The sequence below is a fragment of the Paenibacillus sp. PvR098 genome, assembly GCF_017833255.1.
GTDB lineage: Bacteria > Bacillota > Bacilli > Paenibacillales > NBRC-103111 > Paenibacillus_G.
Genome location: NZ_JAFIBU010000001.1, coordinates 128,769 through 146,119 on the forward strand (window position 1 = coordinate 128,769; position 17,351 = coordinate 146,119).

General features: G+C 52.7%; 15 protein-coding genes. 13 read left to right on the top strand and 2 right to left on the bottom strand.

All coding sequences use genetic code 11. The annotated features are described in order from the left end of the window. Nucleotides 1–2 precede the first annotated feature (2 nt). Nucleotides 3–797, top strand: coding sequence for a class I SAM-dependent DNA methyltransferase (locus JOE45_RS00650; protein WP_210022023.1), 795 nt, complete (start codon nt 3–5; stop codon nt 795–797). A gap of 619 nt (nt 798–1,416) precedes the next feature. After that, the gene (gene leuS, locus JOE45_RS00655; RefSeq protein WP_210022022.1) at nt 1,417–3,867 is read left to right on the top strand and encodes a leucine--tRNA ligase; all 2,451 of its coding nucleotides are present in this window, start codon (nt 1,417–1,419) and stop codon (nt 3,865–3,867) included. Between the two features lie 95 nt (nt 3,868–3,962). Here the strand turns inward: leuS and comER are convergent, their stop codons facing one another. Further along, nucleotides 3,963–4,796, bottom strand: coding sequence for a late competence protein ComER (gene comER, locus JOE45_RS00660; protein WP_210022021.1), 834 nt, complete (start codon nt 4,794–4,796; stop codon nt 3,963–3,965). 124 nt (nt 4,797–4,920) lie between these two features. Between comER and JOE45_RS00665 the strand changes: the two genes are divergently transcribed. From JOE45_RS00665 to JOE45_RS00690, 6 genes are all read left to right on the top strand, one after another. After that, on the top strand, nt 4,921–5,424 hold the full coding sequence (locus tag JOE45_RS00665; protein WP_210022020.1) for a ComEA family DNA-binding protein: 504 nt from the start codon (nt 4,921–4,923) through the stop codon (nt 5,422–5,424). A gap of 100 nt (nt 5,425–5,524) precedes the next feature. Then, nucleotides 5,525–6,817: a homocysteine synthase gene (locus JOE45_RS00670; RefSeq protein WP_210022019.1), complete on the top strand. Its 1,293-nt coding sequence runs from the start codon at nt 5,525–5,527 to the stop codon at nt 6,815–6,817. Between the two features lie 15 nt (nt 6,818–6,832). After that, nucleotides 6,833–7,345 carry a deoxycytidylate deaminase gene (locus JOE45_RS00675; protein WP_210022018.1) on the top strand — a complete coding sequence of 171 codons (513 nt, stop codon included), beginning with the start codon at nt 6,833–6,835 and terminating at the stop codon, nt 7,343–7,345. Nucleotides 7,346–7,416: 71 nt separating this feature from the next. Further along, complete coding sequence (locus JOE45_RS00680) at nt 7,417–10,005, top strand: DNA internalization-related competence protein ComEC/Rec2 (RefSeq protein ID WP_348632457.1); 2,589 nt, start codon at nt 7,417–7,419, stop codon at nt 10,003–10,005. 152 nt (nt 10,006–10,157) lie between these two features. Further along, nucleotides 10,158–10,367: a hypothetical protein gene (locus JOE45_RS00685; protein ID WP_210022017.1), complete on the top strand. Its 210-nt coding sequence runs from the start codon at nt 10,158–10,160 to the stop codon at nt 10,365–10,367. A 130-nt stretch (nt 10,368–10,497) separates the two neighbouring features. Beyond that, nucleotides 10,498–11,406, top strand: a complete 909-nt coding sequence (locus JOE45_RS00690) for an EamA family transporter (RefSeq protein ID WP_210022016.1) — start codon at nt 10,498–10,500, stop codon at nt 11,404–11,406. Between the two features lie 103 nt (nt 11,407–11,509). On the opposite strand, the gene JOE45_RS00695 is transcribed toward JOE45_RS00690, so the two are convergent. After that, nucleotides 11,510–12,382, bottom strand: a complete 873-nt coding sequence (locus tag JOE45_RS00695; RefSeq protein ID WP_210022015.1) for a LysR substrate-binding domain-containing protein — start codon at nt 12,380–12,382, stop codon at nt 11,510–11,512. Between the two features lie 138 nt (nt 12,383–12,520). Here JOE45_RS00695 and JOE45_RS00700 point away from each other — a divergent pair, with 138 nt between their 5' ends. From JOE45_RS00700 to holA, 5 genes are all read left to right on the top strand, one after another. Next, on the top strand, nt 12,521–13,714 hold the full coding sequence (locus tag JOE45_RS00700; protein ID WP_210022014.1) for a YbfB/YjiJ family MFS transporter: 1,194 nt from the start codon (nt 12,521–12,523) through the stop codon (nt 13,712–13,714). Beyond that, nucleotides 13,702–13,905, top strand: coding sequence for a 2-hydroxymuconate tautomerase family protein (locus JOE45_RS00705; protein ID WP_210022013.1), 204 nt, complete (start codon nt 13,702–13,704; stop codon nt 13,903–13,905). Before JOE45_RS00700 ends, JOE45_RS00705 begins: the two co-directional genes overlap by 13 nt. 230 nt (nt 13,906–14,135) lie before the next feature. Next, a complete protein-coding gene (locus JOE45_RS00710) occupies nt 14,136–14,693 on the top strand; it encodes an RNA polymerase sigma factor (protein WP_210022012.1) in 558 nt (185 codons plus the stop codon). Between the two features lie 51 nt (nt 14,694–14,744). Then, the gene (locus tag JOE45_RS00715; RefSeq protein ID WP_210022011.1) at nt 14,745–16,007 is read left to right on the top strand and encodes a zf-HC2 domain-containing protein; all 1,263 of its coding nucleotides are present in this window, start codon (nt 14,745–14,747) and stop codon (nt 16,005–16,007) included. Between the two features lie 320 nt (nt 16,008–16,327). Further along, nucleotides 16,328–17,347, top strand: coding sequence for a DNA polymerase III subunit delta (gene holA, locus JOE45_RS00720; protein WP_210022010.1), 1,020 nt, complete (start codon nt 16,328–16,330; stop codon nt 17,345–17,347). Nucleotides 17,348–17,351 lie beyond the last annotated feature (4 nt).

Below are 17,351 nucleotides of genomic sequence, written 5' to 3' on the forward strand. Positions count from 1 at the left end.
TCGTGGCTTACGAGCGGTTCTCGTATATTTATGACCGTCTGATGGAAGATATGCCCTATGAGGAATGGATGCGATTTGCCCAGCAGTGCTGGGACAAGTACGGTAATCCCCGTACCATCGTCGACCTTGGCTGCGGCACTGGAGCTTTGGCGGTACCGCTTGCGCAGCTAGGCTATGAAGTGATCGGCATCGACCTATCAGACGATATGCTGGCCGTAGCTCAGCAAAAGGCAGACAACGCGCTGCGGCGTTCTGCCTTCCCTGCTGGAGGCAGGCTGATGCTGCTTCAGCAGGATTTGCGCGATTGGGAGCTTGGCCGACCCGTGGATGCTGTCATATCGTTTTGTGACTGTTTCAACTATTTGCTGGAGGAAGAGGATGTCGTGCAGGCCATCCGTCAAGCCTATGAGGGCTTGAAGCCCGGGGGCGTGTTTCTGTTCGACGTGCATACGCCCTACCAGCTTCAATCTTATGCCGAGTCACAGCCTTTTACTTTGAATGAAGAGGATATTGCGTATATTTGGACTTGCGATTATGACCCGGGACGCTGTGAGATCGAGCATGCGTTAACGCTTTTCGTCAGGGAAGGGGAGCTGCTGGAAACCGGATCGGACGACGCGGTGACCGAACGCTATCATCGGGTGGAGGAGCTGCATTTGCAGCGCGCCTATCCTCTGGATTGGCTCCAGGATAAGCTGCGTGAAGCCGGGTTCCGGGAAACGGCATGCTATGCTGATTTTCTGTGGAAAGCACCGGCGGAAGACACGCAGCGGGCATTTTTCGTAGCGGTAAAATAGGTAAACCCGCCTTATGGCTGCTCAAGCCAAAGGCGGGTTTTTCTCTATCCATAAAAGCGGCTTATTCTATCAAGTTCAATATTAGTTGCACAACGCTCAATATCATTCCCCAGAGCGGAAGTGACAAAATCAAGCCGTTTAATAAGCCCCGCATCGGTGACGACCTCCAAGAGACGCTTTTTTAACAGTATGTCCAAAACAGCCTCTGGACATCCCTGCTGATAAATAATGCTGGTTCTTGAAGGCTGTCTTCTTCATTCGCCGCCCGCTTGACATAGAGGAATCGTTTTACATATAATGAAATTTAATTGGAAGATTGCAAGGCTGTGAGAGAAAGCAGTACCTGTACGCCATATTTCAGAGAGCCGGTGGTTGGTGCAAATCGGTTGTGGCCGCAGCGAACTCGTTCTGGAGCCAGAAGGTGAAGGATCTTCGGAAGAAGGATTGACTCCGAGACCTAGCCGGATCGTATTCCCCGCGTTAAGGGGCTTGAGTGGACAGGGGCAAAGCATGCCGGCTGTCAACTAGGGTGGTACCACGGGAAGCGTAGCTCTCGTCCCTAGCTAAGGCTAGAGGCGAGGGCTTTTTTGTTTTTTATTCGAAGGAGGCATAATGTAACATGGCACAGGAAGTCAAAGAACAGCAAGGATATAACCCGCTGGCGCTTGAACCGAAATGGCAGCGCTACTGGGAGGAGAACAAGACGTTCAAAGTATTGGACGATGATAGCAAGCCCAAATTTTATGCGCTCGATATGTTTCCGTATCCTTCCGGTGCGGGACTTCATGTAGGCCACCCTGAGGGGTATACGGCTACCGATATCGTGTCACGTTACAAAAGAATGCGCGGCTACAACGTGCTTCATCCGATGGGATGGGACGCTTTCGGCCTTCCGGCGGAGCAGCACGCGCTTGATACGGGCGAGCATCCGCGTGAGATTACGATCAAGAATATCAACAACTTCCGCAGACAAATCAAATCGCTGGGTTTCTCGTACGATTGGGATCGCGAATTCAGCACAACCGACCCGGATTATTACAAATGGACGCAGTGGATTTTTATCCAGCTGTATAAAAAAGGTCTCGCTTACGTTGATGAGGTGCCTGTTAACTGGTGTCCTGCGCTGGGAACGGTTCTCGCGAATGAAGAGGTGATTGACGGCAAGAGCGAGCGCGGAGGCCATCCCGTTATCCGTAAGCCGATGCGCCAATGGGTGCTGAGAATTACCGAGTATGCGGAGCGCTTGCTGGAGGATCTGGAGGAGCTAGATTGGTCCGAGAGTATCAAGGATATGCAGCGCAACTGGATCGGTAAATCCAAAGGGGCTGAAGTGACATTCGCCATCGATGGACATGAGGGAGACGGCTTGAAAGTGTTTACCACTCGCGCGGATACGCTTTTTGGAGCTACGTACTGCGTTTTGGCGCCGGAGCATGAGCTAGTGGAACGCATTGCCACAGCCGAGCAAGCTGCTGCAGTGAAGGATTATCAAGAACGTGCCGCCCGCAAGAGCGACTTGGAGCGTACGGACTTGGCGAAGGAGAAGACTGGGGTATTTACGGGCGCTTATGCCGTAAATCCGGTCAATGGCGGCAAAGTGCCGATCTGGATCGCCGATTATGTATTGGCAGGTTACGGAACGGGAGCCATTATGGCGGTACCCGGGCATGACCAAAGGGACTGGGAGTTCGCCAAACAGTATGATCTTCCGATTATTGAAGTGGTGCAGGGCGGAGATCTTTCAATAGAGGCTTATCCTGGCGACGGAGCGCATGTGAACTCCGGCTTCCTGGACGGGCTCAGCAACGAACAGGCCATCGGAGCCATGATTCAGTGGCTTGAGGAAACCGGCAAAGGGCAGGGCAAAGTGACCTATCGCCTGCGTGACTGGTTGTTCAGCCGCCAGCGTTATTGGGGCGAGCCTATTCCGATTCTTCATCTGGAAGACGGTACGATGAAGACCGTTCCTGAGGATCAGCTGCCGCTGCTGCTTCCGGAAGTCGACGAAATCAAGCCATCCGGCACAGGTGAATCGCCGCTTGCGAACGTGACGGACTGGGTCAACACCATTGATCCGGAGACAGGTATGAAAGCCCGTCGCGAGACGAACACGATGCCGCAATGGGCCGGAAGCTGCTGGTACTATCTGCGTTTTATAGATCCTAAGAACGATCAGGAAATTTGCTCCCCAGAGCTGCAGCGCAAGTGGCTGCCGGTCGACTTGTACATCGGGGGGGCGGAGCATGCGGTTCTCCATCTGCTGTACGCGCGCTTCTGGCATAAGGTCCTGTACGATCTCGGTGTCGTGAATACGAAAGAACCATTCTACAAGCTGGTCAATCAAGGGATGATCCTTGGCGAGAATAATGAAAAAATGAGCAAATCCCGCGGAAACGTCATTAATCCGGATGTCATTGTGAATGAATTCGGGGCCGATACGCTGCGCTTATACGAAATGTTCATGGGCCCGCTCGAGGCAACGAAGCCATGGAACGCCAATGGCGTGGAAGGTACCTACCGCTTCTTGAGCCGAGTTTGGAGATTGTTCACCCAAGAGGACGGTCAACTAAGCGCGAAAATTAGCAGCGAGGAAGAAACGGGCAGCGAGGCGTTCAAGCGGACTTGGCACCGTACGATCAAGAAGGTAACCGAAGATTTAGAGGCACTGCGCTTTAACACAGCGATCAGCCAATTGATGATCTTCATGAATGAGGCTTACAAGACGGATCGTCTGCCGAAAGCGGCTATGGAGCAATTCGTGCAGATGCTCTCTCCGCTGGCGCCGCATCTTGCGGAAGAGCTGTGGGAGAAGCTGGGTCATAACAACACGGTCACTTATGAGGCATGGCCAACCTATGATGAGGCTTGGACTGTCGATAACGAGGTAGAGATCGTTATTCAGGTGAACGGACGCATCGCTGAGCGAGCAACGGTAGCCGCCGACGCGGACGAAGCTTCGATGCAGGAGCTGGCTATGAATTTGGATAAAGTGAAGGAAGCGATGGCCGGCAAATCGGTCCGGAAAGTCATCGTTGTTAAAGGCAAGCTGGTCAATATCGTGGTAGGCTAAGCTAAGCAATAGAAGCACTCAAAAAAACAACCGCACCCGAATGACTATCGGGTACGGCGGTTCATATGGAAAAGACGTGAAAGCATCGCGCTCTGTTAATCGACCTTGGTCCCGAGAAAGCGGGCTTCCACCTTTTCCAAATCCTCTTCATATTTGGCATGAGTTGTGCGGATCAAGTCGTAAAAGACGCTGCACAGCTCTTTTTCCATTATACGGAGCCCTTCGGCTGTAATCCCACCGGGCACGGCCACTCGCTGCTGCAGCATATCAGGAGTGAATCCGCCTGCGGTCAGCAGCTTGCCTGTACCAAGCGTCATTTCACTGGCGAGCCGGGTCGCCTCCTCTTCGGAAATGCCTGTGGCCGAGACGGACGCATCAATATACTTTTGCACGAAGAAGGCGAGGAATGCGGGTCCGCAGCTCGACAGGTCGGAGGAAATCCGGGTATACTCCTCGGAAATGCGAATTGGAGCGCTCACATAGGACAGCAGGTTTTCGAGCCGTTCTTGATCCTCGGGCAGCATCCGATCTCCATAAATACAAAGCGTTGCTCCGCTCAGTACATAATTTGTGATGCTCGGAATCACTTTGGCGATTTTGCAGGGAAGCTGGGCTTCAAGATGCCGGATCAGTACCGGGCTGGTGATCGAAACGATCGTTTGGTCAGGCGTCGTCGAGGCTTGAATCTGATCAATGACGTCCTTGAATTCCAAGGGTTTGACGCATATAAACAGCAGTTCAACTTGAGCTGCAACTTCCTTATTGGAACGGGCCACCTGTAAGCCCGGATAGCTCGCCGCCAAACGCTCCGCTTTGTCGATGGTCCGATTGGTCACCACGATGTTCTCCGGGTTCAAGGCACCGGAGCGGATGAACGTTTCGATAAGCATACTGCCCATGCTGCCTGTTCCGATGAAACCTATGCGCATGATGATCCCTCCTGAATTGAATGCAGCTTTCTTCATTTATATCGGGTAGAAAATAAAATTATGCATGAGATGGGCAATAAAAAAGAGAGGTGGTTGAGATCAGGTTAAGGAGAGGGGGTGTAATATGATGCGAATCGCTTTCATTGCGCTTGCTGTCGGTCTGTCGGCCGGGCTGTTGATGATATATCCTAAGCTAACGGAGCCTCCTGTCTCAAGCTTCATAAGCGCCGATGATGAAATGCGCAGGCTGCTGCAGGATCAAGCGGAGCAAAGGGTGCCGTCTCCGGCAGCTCCGAACGCCGGGCAAGGGGGAAAGCAGACGGAGACGATGCCTGCGGAAACCAAACCTGCGGAAACCAAGCCGTCCTCATCGCAAGGAGATCCGGTTTCGACTACGACAAAAGACGGCAAAGCGGACGCCTCTTTTGGCAAGCTGAATTTGAATACGGCTACGGCGGAGCAGTTGGATGAGCTGCCTGGTATCGGCCCGAGCAGAGCACAGGCAATTTTGGAGCTTCGAAAGAGGCTCGGCGGCAAATTTCGTTCTTCCGACCAGTTGTTGGAGGTCAAAGGAATCGGCGGGAAGACCTTGGAGAAGATCAAGCCTCACGTCACAGTAGAGCCTTAATCAGGCGTTTTTTCGATAACGCTTTCGTTTTCAGACGAAATATGCGAAAATAGGGAGGATTTATCCCAATTTATGCTATTTTAAAGGAGGACGTATTTGCATGTCAGAAGAACGCAAGCTCGCTTTGGAAACGTTAGCCATTCACGCAGGACAAGAGATTGATCCCACAACGATGTCTCGCGCAGTGCCTCTGTACCAAACCACTTCCTATGGGTTCCGCGATACGGATCATGCGGCGAATTTGTTTGCATTGAAGGAATTCGGCAATATTTATACCCGCTTGATGAATCCAACGACTGATGTGTTTGAGAAGCGGGTCGCGGCTCTAGAGGGCGGACTTGCCGCACTTGCGACTGCATCCGGACAAGCTGCAATTACGTACTCCATCTTGAATATAGCGGGAGCGGGAGACGAGATTGTGTCTTCGGCAAGTTTGTACGGAGGTACATATAATTTATTTGCGATCACGCTGCCAAAAATTGGCATTAAGGTGCATTTCGTTGATCCTAGCGATCCTGAGAATTTCCGTAAAGCAATAACGCCTAATACGAAGGCGGTATTCGCAGAAACGATCGGGAATCCGAGAGGGGATGTGTTAGACATCGAAGCGGTGGCTGCCATCGCTCATGAGAATGGCATTCCTCTCATAGTGGACAATACCTTCCCGAGCCCTTACCTGTGCCGCCCGATTGAGCATGGAGCAGATATTGTCATTCATTCTGCTACCAAATTCATCGGCGGTCACGGCACTTCGATCGGCGGCATCATTGTAGACGGCGGACGCTTTGACTGGAAGGCGAGCGGCAAATATCCGGGCCTTACCGAACCGGATCCGAGCTACCACGGCGTTGTATATACGGATGCGGTCGGTCCCGTCGCATATATCATCAAAGCTCGTGTGCAGCTTCTTCGCGACATGGGCGCTGCGATTTCTCCATTCAATTCATTTATGATGCTGCAGGGGCTGGAGACGCTGCATCTGCGAATGGAGCGCCACAGCTCCAACGCGATGAAGGTGGCTGAGTTTTTGGAGCAGCATGAAGCCGTCGAATGGGTGAGCTATGCTGGTCTGCCAAGCCATCCGTCCTACGATTTGGCCCGTAAATATATGCCAAAAGGACAGGGCGCCATTATGACATTCGGCATCAAAGGCGGCGTAGAAGCCGGCCGCAAGGTGATCAATGCCGTGCAATTGTTCTCTCATCTCGCCAATGTGGGCGATTCGAAATCACTGATCATTCATCCGGCGAGCACAACACATCAGCAGCTCAATGAAGAGGAGCAAAACGCTGCAGGTGTAAGCCCCGGGATGATCCGGTTGTCGATCGGTACCGAAGCGATCGAGGACATCATTTACGATTTGAATCAAGCGATTCAAACGAGCCAGAAGTAAGGGAGCGACCTTAGCATGATAGCCCGTAAAGATTGGGACACGTACTTTATGGACATCGCCTATATGGCATCCACCCGTTCCCAGTGCAACCGCAGACATGTTGGAGCTGTGCTGGTGCAGGGGAAAAAGCTTTTGGGCACCGCGTATAATGGAGCCCCCATGGGCGTCCCGGATTGCTCAGAGGCTGGCTGCATGCTGGTGGAAGAAATCGAACTGGTGGCTTCTGAAGGCAAAGAGCAGGTAGTCAAAAAACAGCGCTGTATTCGAACCATTCACGCGGAGCAAAATTTGCTTCTGTTCACCGACCGTGAGGACCGTGAGGGCTCGGTCGTGTATGTAACCGACCAGCCGTGCTGGACTTGCGCCAATATGCTGGCGAATAGCGGTATCGTTGAGATTGTGTTCCACCGTGCTTATCCGAAGGATCACGAGAAAGTAAGCGCCTTGACGGCGCAAAAAGCCCTATCATTCCGCCGGTTGGAGAAATATGAACCCCCGGCAGGAACGGTCTCGGAAGTGACGAATTAAATCGCTTGGAGGAAGAACCTCTTTTCGGACATGGTTAGCCATGTACTCGGAAAGAGGTTCTTTACTGTCTAGTGGCAAACAGAAGGGAGCTGACCGGTATAGGAAAGTCGAGGAGACCCGTCGTCACACTAGCCGTATGCTGGGCGCTAGGGTACGCCGCAGCTTTTGTTTACCCGATGCCGTGGGTGAACCTGTTTCTTACCTTCGGGGCAGGAATTCTATGTATTCTTGTTTTCATGCTGAAGCCTCCCGGATCAGCCTGGCTTGCAGGTATGCTGATTGCGATAGCTGCGGCCGGATGGTACGGCGAGTATGATACCTCCAACCGCAGCTTTATCCGGCTTGAGGCGGAGGAGGCAAGCGGGGTAGCCTTCCAAGGCAGAATCATGACGCCGGTTGAGGTGGACGGCGACCGAGTCTCTTTTCAGGCGGAGGCGGAGCATGTGTCCATCACGGAGGGGCTTCAGCCGTACCATGGAGGTCAAGGCGAGCTTGTGCAATTTTCGATCCGTCTATTAAAGCAGGAGGAGCAGAAGAAGGCAGCGGATTGGCAAAGAGGAGACCGGATAGAGCTCAAGGGAACGTTACTTCGGCCGGGAGAGGCACGTAACTTCGGGGGTTTTGACTATCGAAATTATTTAAGATTTCAGCATATTCATTGGCAGATGACGGCCAAAGGACTGGATGGCGTTGTCGTGAGTGCCCCGGCCTCAGGAGAGTGGGGAGGCTGGCTCGTCCTTCGCTGGAACGACCGGTTTCGTGAAATGTTGGCGGCAAAGGTAGAGCAGCTGTTTCCTGAAGATCAGAGCGGCTTTATGAAAGGCATGCTGATCGGACTCGCGGATGAGATCGATCCGGAACGGTTCGATCAATTCTCAAGGCTTGGGCTTACGCATATCATTGCCATTTCGGGACTTAACGTCGCAATTTTCCTCGCGTGCTTGATTTGGATCATGCGCCGACTCGGCTTCACGCGAGAAACGTATTTGCTTACGGCCATGGTTCTGATGCCGGTCTATATTGCCGTGACTGGGGCTGCTCCCTCCATTGTGAGAGCGGGAATCATGGCCATGATCGGCTTATATGCGGCCTATCGGAACCGTCTGAAGGACGGGCTGCACATCGCGCTGATCGCCGGTGTCGGTATGTTGATGTGGGATCCATACTATCTAGTGAACGTCAGCTTTCAGCTGTCATTTCTTGTAACGCTAGGGATCATCCTTGGCGTTCCGGCCATGAACAGGCTGCTTCCTTTGAAGCGGCCTAGGCTGCGCGATGCGGTGTCCATTACTCTCGTAGCGCAATTCATCTCGTTTCCGCTTAGCATTTATTATTTCAGTCAATTTTCCCTGCTCTCATTTGCCGCTAATTTTATGCTCGTTCCGGTATTCAGTATGATCGTGATGCCCGTGGGGACGGCGGCGATGCTGCTCGCTTTTCTATCTGCCTTTGTCGCCGCGCCGTTTGCAAGGATCGTTGAGCAGGTAAATACGATCTTGTTCTTTATTGTGGAATGGAGCAGCCGCTCGGACCTGTTTCAAACCATTTGGCCGAGCCCGGAACCTGTGTGGATTTTGATGTACTACGGGATGCTGGCGCTTCTTGTTCTGCTGATGGGGGAGCAGCATCTGCCGGAAGGAGGCGGTGAGCCTGAACCCATGCTGTATACCAAGACAGAACAGAGAGACAAAATGCAATCTCGATGGTGGAATCGATATGTACTGCTTCCGGCCGTCATTGTGGGCTTTGCCGCGGTTTTGTGGACTGGCTACGATCCTCAGCGAGGAAAGGCGGAGGGCAGAGTGCATTTTATCGATGTGGGTCAAGGGGACAGCATTTTGGTTCAATCACCGGGCAACGGAGGATACCTGCTCATAGACGGCGGTGGGACCTTAACGTTCCGCAAACCGGGAGAAGAGTGGAAGCAGCGGCAGGATCCCTATGAAGTCGGCCGGAAGCTGCTCGTGCCGCTGCTCAAAAAACGCGGCGTCCAGACCATCGATGAGCTGATTCTAACCCATCAGGATGTCGACCATTTTGGAGGATTACAGGCGGTCATTGAACAAATTCCCGTGAAGCGGCTGATTTTTAACGGGACGCTGAAGCCTGTTCCAGGAGTGGAGAAACTGTTCCAAACCGCGTTGGACCGCGGTACACAGCTTATCGATGCGCGTGCGGGAGACAGGCTGGAGGTAGGCCCGCACATGGTACTGCATTTTCTGTACCCTTTGCAGGAGGCTGCGGGCTCGGGTCTGCGATTGGAGAAGGACCAGAATCCGAGCTCCGTCGTATTTCTCATGGAGATGTCCGGGACGCGTTGGTTGTTTGCGGGGGACATTGGCCAGGCATCGGAGCGAGAGCTGGTGGAGCGATGGTCGACGGTGGAGGCAGGCACAACGGAGCTGGGAGCACCGATTGATGTGATGAAAGTGGCGCATCACGGTAGCAAATCTTCTACCTCGGAGTTTTGGCTGAGGGCATGGCAGCCCAAGCATGCTGTCATTTCCGCAGGAGTCAAGAATATCTATGGTCATCCTCATCCTTCGGTGCTGGATCGCCTGGCCGCGTATCAGGTCAGTGTTTACCGCACAGACCGTCATGGGGAGGTCCAAATGACCGTCCGCGAGGGCAAAATATATATGCGCACGAAGCTTGAATGACTGAGATGCTCAGCTCTGCATGGAGTTCATGGACAGAGTGAGCCTTTGCTTGAATTATGGATTCGACCGGATAGCCGGAGACCAACGTTTTTAATGTTGAGTTTCCCGCTGTCTTTTTTTTGTGAAAAATGGTATGGAAAGAGGAGAGGTCTATGAGTACAGAAGCAAAACAAATGCATTTGGGAGCATTTATTTATTATGTTGGTCATCATATTGCTGCATGGAGGCATCCGGATGCAAAATCATCGGGAATCATGGACCTGAATTTTTATAGGGAGGTTGCTCAAACAGCGGAAAGAGGAAGGTTCGATATGATTTTTCTCGCTGATAATATCGTAGACCCGCTATCCTGTGATCCGTAAGAATTCTCGTTGGATGAAGAAAGCGGAAAGGCAACGGGGCTTGAATAAAAGGTCTGTTTTTGCTATGATCTTCATCTGTGCGGCGTGACCGCGGGTGGGTGAGGGATTATACGAAACAGAGGAATAGGAATTGCAATTTTCTGAGCGTTTCAAAGCCAGTGTGTTGGTGTTGATCGGAGCCGCATCGTTCGGCATTTTGTCCACCTTCGTCAAATTGGCGTACGACAAAGGATTTACACCGGCCGAGGTGACGGGCAGCCAAGTGATTTTCGGTTTTGCCGTGATGTGGATGATTAGCTTGCCGTTATGGCACAAAATAAAACAGATGTCGAAACGATCCATGCTCAAGCTGATCGGGAGCGGGGCTTTTACCGGGCTTACCGGCGTTTTCTATTATTACTCGCTGCAGACGCTGGATGCTTCGTTCGCCGTCCTGCTGCTTTTTCAATTTACTTGGATGGGGCTTCTGATGGATTGGCTTCTGCACGGCAAAGTGCCCGGGCGATATCAGCTTGCGGGAGTCGCAGTTATCCTCGCGGGTACGGTGCTCGCTTCCGGCTTATGGATGGGCACCACGAAGTCCATGACTGTGTCCGGAGTAGGACTCGGATTGCTTGCCGCGGCAAGCTATACGCTGTTCATTTACTTCAGCGGCAAGGTGGCTGTCGAGGTGCCTGCGCTGTTAAGAAGCTCATGGATGGTTACCGGAGCGACAATTACGGTATCATTTATCTATCCGCCCGAGTTTCTGTGGAATGGCTCGCTTGCCGATGGTTTGTGGCTGTGGGGAGGAATCTTAGCTTTATTCGGCATGATTCTGCCTCCCTATCTATTTGCTAAAGGGGCGCCGTACCTGGACACCGGTATGGCAGCCATACTAGGAGCCGTAGAACTTCCCGTCGTTGTTCTGGTTTCGGGTTTGCTGCTTGGAGAGAGTTCAGGGTGGGTGCAGTGGCTCGGCATCGGTCTGATCTTCGCCGGCATCGTGGTGTCTGAACGTAGAAGCGCTGCGAAAGGGATAAAACCCGGGGCGAACTAGTCATAGCGATGAAAAACCGCTCTTCTTAGTAGAGGAGCGGTTTTTCCTGTTATTTTGCACAAAGTATTTTGTTTGCGGCGCTTTATGAGCCCATTTAAATCTGTCAACGGACGAACTTGGCGCTGATTTCGTCCGTGAACGCAGTGTATGCCCGCGACACGTAAGCGTCTTTGCGCCGGATAAGCACGGTCCATACATAGCCGTGCTTATCCGGGATCGGGTGGCAGCGGATGAAGTTCTTCTCCGCTTTGCGCTGAACGATGGAGCGGGGAAGCAAAGAGACGCCCAAGCCGGCGGCCACGCAGCCGAGAATCGTTTCGAGCGTGCCGAATTCTAATATTTTAACGGGCATGACGCCTTCCTCATGGAGCCACTGCTCCATTTTGGCACGGTAGGAGCAGCCTGCGCGAAATGCCAACACTGTACGTGTGTTCAGCTCCTTGGCGGAAGAGAGCGGAGGGTGCGTGGATTGGGTAACGACCATGAGCTCTTCCTCGATGAACGATTCCTGTAGAAGATCCGGGTGTTCCACAGGTCCGGCGACAAAAGCGCCGTCGAGTTCATAGTCAAGCACCGCCTGAACAAGCTGTTCGGTCGGGCCGGTCACTAACGACAGGTTCACTTCCGGGTATGAACGATGGTAGGCGGCCAGAAGCTCGGGAAGACGCACCGCAGCCGTCGTTTCCATAGAACCGATTGACAAAGAGCCTGTCGGAGTGGTCCCGTCGGTTACGGCCTTGCGGGCCTCCTCCACCAAGCGCAGCACTTGCCCGGCGTACTCCAGCAGCGTTTTTCCAGCGGAAGTCAAGGTGATGCCTCGGTTATGGCGGTAAAATAACGGCGTTCCCAGATCGTTCTCGAGCTGCCGGATTTTGGTTGTGATATTGGATTGCGCATAGCCGAGCTGCTGAGCCGCTTTAGAAATGGTGCCGGCAAATGCCGCGGTTTGAAAAGCTTTGAGCATGTCGATATCCAAGCGGTGCTCCCTCCTTTTTCTGTTATCTCAATAACAGATACTACATATCAATATTACATATTTTACATGATACCAAGTAAGCATTACTATAGACAATAGCAAGCTGTTAAATCATGGTGAACAGGGGAGGGGCGAAGCATGAACGCATTGGCACAACGACCGGTATTTCTTTTGATCAGCGGTGTGCTGGCCCTTTTTATTGCGATGGGCGTCGGTCGCTTCGCCTATACTCCGATTCTTCCGTATATGTTGGAGCGGCAGTATTTCGGAGATGCCGGAGCGGGAGCGCTTGCGTCGGCGAACTATGCGGGGTATTTGGCAGGCGCCGTTATGGCAGCGTGGTTCTCCGGCAGCGGACGAAGACTCGTATGGCTCAAGCTTGCCCTTGTCGTCAGCGTGCTGACAACCGCGATGATGGGGTTGACGACGCACTACCCGCTATGGTTGACCCTCCGATTTGTTTCGGGACTTGCCGGCGCAGCGGTATTCGTGTATGCTTCCGGTGTAGTATTGGACGGCCTTGCAGGACTGCGGGGATTTGGCAGTGCTTCCGGTCTGTTCTACGGCGGAGTCGGTGCCGGGATCGCCGCTTCGGGACTTGTTGTACCGCTGCTCGAGGCATCCTTCGGCTGGCAGGGGACATGGCTGGGGCTGGCGCTGATTTGCGCCGGCCTGTTAAGCGCAGCCTGGCTGGGCCTGAAGGAGTATGGAGAGCGAAGCCCGGTACAGCTTGCATTCAAGCCATCTGGGAATGATCTACCCCGTTTGGACCTGCGGATGCTTCGCCTGCAGCTGGTCTATGGTTTGGAAGGCCTCGGGTATATTGTGACGGGAACCTTCTTGGTTGCGTATGCGGAAAGCGTGCCCGCTATGAAGGAACTTTCTTCATGGAGCTGGGTGCTGGTGGGAGCTGCCGCTGTTCCTTCCTGCTGGATGTGGTCCAAGCTTCAGGGGTTCTGGGGACATGAGCGGACGCTATGCTTCTCCATGCTGCTGCAAGCTATCGGAATTTTGCTGCCCGTGGTTTTTCCCACTGTCGCAGGATTAACGGCAGGCGCAATTCTTTTTGGAGCTACGTTCATGGGAATCACGGCATTGGCGGTTTCGCTGGCGAGGCGTCTGGCTGTTCGTGATGCCGGAAGAAGTGTGGGCTTAGTCACCGCCATTTATGGCGCCGGCCAAATGGCCGGTCCGACGGCCGCGGGTCTGCTTGCCACCCTGACCGGGAGCTATCGGTGGTCGCTTACCGGGGCGGCCACCATCGTATTAATCGGTGCTTGCATTATCATCATCCCCATTCACGCGAAAGGACGATCGACATGCCCTATGTAAACATTAAAATTACGAAAGAAAACGTAACGCCGGAGAAGAAAGCTGAATTAATTCAAGGTGTAACCCAGCTATTAGTGGATGTATTGGGCAAAAATCCGCAAACGACCGTTGTCGTCATTGATGAGGTGGACACAGACAACTGGGGTATTGGCGGCGAGTCTGTCACCGTGCGCAGAAAGCAAGGAAAATAAACCCAAAAGATTTCGGCCCGTATCCGCGGTGCTGAAATCTTTTTTTTTGTTTTTACGAGCGAAACAAAACAGTTGTGCGAACGTATATTAAACAGCAAAAATGGAAACCGAAAGGCGTTTTTCCTTCTATATACCTGGCAGGCAAAATTTGATATTCTTATAGAGTTCAAGATGCTGCAACATTTTTGCAGTCCGGGACGTTTATAAGGTTGCAAGAGAGGGGGATCCCAGTGGTAGCGCCAGAATTATTAAAGGCTGCCCAATCGGGCGATCGCGACGCTCTAATTACCCTACTGCGAGAAATTGAGAATCACGTTTACCGCACCGCTTATTACATTCTGGGCAATGAGCAGGATGCGATGGACGCCGCACAGGAAGCGTTAATCCGAATTTATACTAAAATCAACTCCTACGAAGAAAAGGCTCAGTTTAAAACTTGGGTGCAGCGCATCGTAACGAATCTTTGTATCGATAAATTTCGTCGGACAAAGCCAACGGTTTCGATTGAGCAGCACGACCTGAGCTTTACCGACCATAAAACGGTGGAAGACGAAGTGATGTCTTCGTATATCGCCAAAGACATCCGAGAGGCGATCGACAAGCTACCCGAACACCATCGTTCAGTGGTTGTACTGAGGTATTTGGAGGACTTCTCCTATAATGAAATAGCGGAATCGTTGGATTTGCCTATCAATACGGTGAAGTCTTACCTGTACAGGGCGAGGCAGCAATTGCAAACGATTCTAGGGGAGTATAAAAAGTCGGGCAGCGATGCGGTTCGGGGTTGAGCGACGCATGAGAAGGGATATACGAACACCAAAGAAAGGTAGTGTACGGGGATGATGTGTCAAGAGGTGATCGAGCTGATGCAGAGATACCTTGATCGGGATCTCGATGAAACGGAATACGGCCGGATGCTTGGGCATCTGCAGCAGTGTCCGGATTGCACCAAGCTGTTCGAGCGTCTTGTGAATTTGTCGCACGAGCTCGAGAGCTTGCCGAAGGTAACGCCTCCCTTCAGCTTGGTTGACGCTATTATGCCAAAGCTGGAGCAGCTTGAAGCAGGAGGACAGCTTTCGGGCACGGCATGGTCTTCACAGACGGGAGAGGAAGGAGCGGCACGCGAGACGGAGCAGCGAGGGGCGATGTCTCCTGCAGAACAGCCTAAGCTTGGAAGTAAGCGCAAAAATGTCAAGGAATGGTTCTCGTTCCCGGTGTTCGGGGGCGTTGTGGCTGCCGGTCTTGTGTTCGGATTCTTCCTGTTCCAGCAGCAGTCTGGACCGGACGCGGGCAGTATATGGCTTGGGCTGAACCAGCAAAAAGCCAGTGAAAACGCCGCTCAAGATTCGAGCAGTCAAGCGGCTGACAATCAGGCCGACACGATGTCGATTCAAGAGGAATCAGCGTCTCCGGCCTCTCAAGATCATCTGATGGACCAAAAGGGTGCACCGGCGGGCGGTGAAGCCCCAAAGGAAGCTGCTGCGGGGGACGGGCAAGACGAGCAGCGCCAAACACCGGCTGAGAGTCAGGTGCCCAGAGCGCCAGCGCCCAAAGCGGCGAAGCCTTCAGCTTCGCAGGATCAGCCTGGTGCGGCAGCAAGGTCGGAAGAACCGACGGTTTCACGGACAGAAACGCCAGAGCCTGAAGTGCCAAGCGGAATGGTGCCGCCTGCGGCAGAAGCTCCGGCTCCATCCGAAGAGCCGTCATATGGCGCAGCCTCAATTATGGATCCCCCTGCGAACGGCGGTGGCGGAGTTCCCAAGGAGGTTCCATCGGAGGTCGCTGCTCCAGACCATATGCGCAACAAGTCAGGCGGCCATATGGGAATTATGGGGATGCCGGAGGCGGAGGAGCCGCCGATGCACCAATTAGCGTCTCCTGACGGAAAATATACCGCGTATTTTGAGAATGCTCATGTGACGGTGCGCAACAAGGAAGGCCAAGAGGCTTATACCTCCAAATATTCGTGGGAGGATGCCGACCGGGTGGACCTTGTGGAATGGTCTACAGACAACAAGCTGACCTACCGGGTGAAGATGCATGAGCAATCCAGAACATTCGTCATATCGGTTGCGGAGCTAACCGAGATAGAAACGAAGTAAAACAAAACCGGAGCAGCGTCTTTCGGTATTTCAGGGGGAGATCATAATTATTTATTAGCTTTGCACACTTCACAGGGGCTCAGCGTATATTAGGGTATCCAGCATTTAAGTACTATCGATTCACGTCGTATGACCACCGGCCGCTTTATGGTTTCTAGAGCCTATCGGCGGTGTTTATATAGATGGGTTTCGGACAGAGGGATTAGGTCAAACCTTACCGGTTTTGACGTAATCCCTTTGTTGTTGATATCATATAGCGTATCGGAAGGATATGCGGACGAAGTAGGAACGCTTAGAACGGGGAAGGTGGCTTTCGGGCGATGGATTATAAAACAGCTGTCAAACAAATAGACAAGAAACAATATGCACCGGTTTATGTTTGCTACGGCACGGAGAGCTATTTGATCCGAGAGTTGATTAACCGCTTGACGGACAAGCTGGCGCTGCCGGAGCATAAAGCGTTTGCCGTAACCCGTTACGATATGACGGAGACACCGGTGGAAGCCGTTATTGAGGAGGCTGAGACACTTCCTTTTATGGTCCCCAGCAAGCTGGTTGTGGCTTCGAACGCGCTTTTTTTGACAGGGGCCAAAGATAGCGGCAAGGTCGAGCACAGGCTGGACCGGCTGACGGATTACATGAAGACGCCGGTCGATTTTAGCATCATTGTCTTTACTGTGGATGCGGATAAGCTGGATGAACGCAAAAAAATCGTCAAAGCGCTGAAGGATGCGAACGCTCTGATTCCTTGTACCATGCTCTCGGCGGACGAATTGACGCATTGGGTGAATCAGGAAGCGGACAAAGCAGGGATCGGCTTTGCCCCCGGCGCAGCGGAGAAGCTCATACTATACACGGGAACGGGCCTGCAGGCTTTGGCCAAAGAGGTGGAGAAATGCGCTCTTTATATCGGACGGGGTGGAACCATCACCTCCGCGGATCTCGAGCAGCTTGTGACGAGAAGCATCGAACAAAACATTTTTCAACTCATCGAGCATATTGTACAAGTGGAACTAGAGCAAGCGTTCACCTTGCTCAGTGAGCTCTTGCGGCGCAAGGAAGAGCCGATCAAGATCGTCATGCTGATCGCACGGCAGTTCCGGATCATGTTACAAGTGAAGGATCTGATGCTGCAGGGTTATTCCCAGCAGCAGATTGCCGGCCAAATTGGCCTGCATCCGTACGGGGTCAAAATCGCGGCAGGTCAAGCGGGGAAGTTCGAACTGAAACGACTTGCCCATATTTTGCAGCAGCTTGGGGATCTGGACTACCGGATGAAAACCGGTAAAATCGATAAGGTGTTGGGGCTGGAGATGTTTTTGCTGAAGCTGGCTTCTTAATCTC

Bases quoted from the DNA above. Each gene is read 5' to 3' on its own strand.
- JOE45_RS00705 (WP_210022013.1), top strand. From the start codon at position 13,702: ATGCCCTATGTAAACATTAAAATTACGAAAGAAAACGTAACGCCGGAG.
- JOE45_RS00700 (WP_210022014.1), top strand. From the start codon at position 12,521: ATGAACGCATTGGCACAACGACCGGTATTTCTTTTGATCAGCGGTGTG.
- leuS (WP_210022022.1), top strand. From the start codon at position 1,417: ATGGCACAGGAAGTCAAAGAACAGCAAGGATATAACCCGCTGGCGCTT.
- holA (WP_210022010.1), top strand. From the start codon at position 16,328: ATGGATTATAAAACAGCTGTCAAACAAATAGACAAGAAACAATATGCA.
- JOE45_RS00685 (WP_210022017.1), top strand. From the start codon at position 10,158: ATGAGTACAGAAGCAAAACAAATGCATTTGGGAGCATTTATTTATTAT.
- JOE45_RS00670 (WP_210022019.1), top strand. From the start codon at position 5,525: ATGTCAGAAGAACGCAAGCTCGCTTTGGAAACGTTAGCCATTCACGCA.
- JOE45_RS00665 (WP_210022020.1), top strand. From the start codon at position 4,921: ATGATGCGAATCGCTTTCATTGCGCTTGCTGTCGGTCTGTCGGCCGGG.
- JOE45_RS00675 (WP_210022018.1), top strand. From the start codon at position 6,833: ATGATAGCCCGTAAAGATTGGGACACGTACTTTATGGACATCGCCTAT.
- comER (WP_210022021.1), bottom strand. From the start codon at position 4,796: ATGCGCATAGGTTTCATCGGAACAGGCAGCATGGGCAGTATGCTTATC.
- JOE45_RS00715 (WP_210022011.1), top strand. From the start codon at position 14,745: ATGATGTGTCAAGAGGTGATCGAGCTGATGCAGAGATACCTTGATCGG.